We start from the raw sequence: 1,099 nt of genomic DNA, 5'->3' as shown, positions 1-1,099 counted from the left end.
GCGCCGATCGCCGCAGCGCCGGCGGCGTCGGACTCGTCGAAGAGCCTGGCCGTCTCCAACACGAGCTCCCCGGCGGCGTCGGTGACCCGCGTGAGCCCGGCCAACACCTCGCGGTGCCGCGCGGTCGCCGCCATGAGCGCGGACATGAAGTCGGCGCCCACGGGCCCGACCACGGGCGTCACCGCCTCGATCGGCAGCCCGTCCACCGCCTCGAGCGCACCCCCCAGCGTGTCGGCCAGGGTGGTCAGCCCCGTTCCCAGTTCGCGTAAACCGTCGACATGGACGTCGATCGCCCCGTCCGTCATGTCCTGCGTCCCCTCGTCGTTCTCTCTCGTCCCGTCACAGGGTTCGACGCGTCGAGAAGACGATCCGGTTCCAGCCGGTCCGGGATTTCCTCCGTATGGAATCCTGACGGGCATGGACATCACCGTCGTGGATCACCCGCTGGTCGGGGACCGGCTCCGTACGCTGCGCGACTCCGCCACCGACACGGCCGGGTTCCGCGCCGCGATGGACGCCCTCGGCACCATGCTCTGCTACGAGGCCTTCCGGTCGGTACCGACCACCGAGGTCACCGTGAGCACCCCGATCACGGACACGACCGCGGTCGCGGTGGACGGCGTGCCGCTCGTGGTGCCGGTGCTGCGGGCGGGCCTGGGCCTGTTGGATCCGGCCACTCGTCTGATGCCGGGCGCGCAGGTCGGGTTCATCGGCCTCGCGCGCGACGAGGAGAGCCACCAGCCGGTGTCGTACCTGTGCTCGCTGCCCGAGGACCTGGCCGGACGTCACGTCGTGGTCCTGGACCCGATGCTCGCGACGGGCGGATCGCTGGTGTCGACGCTGGAGACGCTCGCGGCGCGCGGCGCGACCGGGGTCACCGTGGTGTGCGTCCTGTGTGCGCCGGAGGGGATCGAGGCGGTGCGCGCCTCCGGGCTGGCCGCGACCCTGGTCACCGCGACGATCGACGAGCGCCTCGACGAGAACGCCTTCATCGTCCCCGGCCTCGGCGACGCGGGCGACCGCCTCTTCGGCCCCCGCTAACCGGCAACCGCCAACCGCCCACCGGCAAGCGCTGAGCGCTAGCCGCCCACCGCGCCTG

General features: G+C 72.5%; 2 protein-coding genes. One reads left to right on the top strand and one right to left on the bottom strand.

Annotated features, from left to right (window positions below; translation table 11 throughout):
- The coding region (locus G6023_RS09670) for a type VII secretion target (RefSeq protein WP_182635199.1) at positions 1–305 on the bottom strand (305 nt) is incomplete at its 3' end.
- A gap of 112 nt (positions 306–417) precedes the next feature.
- Between G6023_RS09670 and upp the strand changes: the two genes are divergently transcribed.
- The gene (gene upp, locus G6023_RS09665) at positions 418–1,041 is read left to right on the top strand and encodes a uracil phosphoribosyltransferase (protein WP_069388394.1); all 624 of its coding nucleotides are present in this window, start codon (positions 418–420) and stop codon (positions 1,039–1,041) included.
- Positions 1,042–1,099 lie beyond the last annotated feature (58 nt).

This window comes from Dietzia sp. DQ11-71, from assembly GCF_014144995.1.
GTDB classification, from domain to species: Bacteria; Actinomycetota; Actinomycetes; order Mycobacteriales; family Mycobacteriaceae; genus Dietzia; species Dietzia kunjamensis.
Note: the sequence above shows the minus strand (reverse complement) of the source record. Positions and strands in the feature narration are given on the sequence as shown.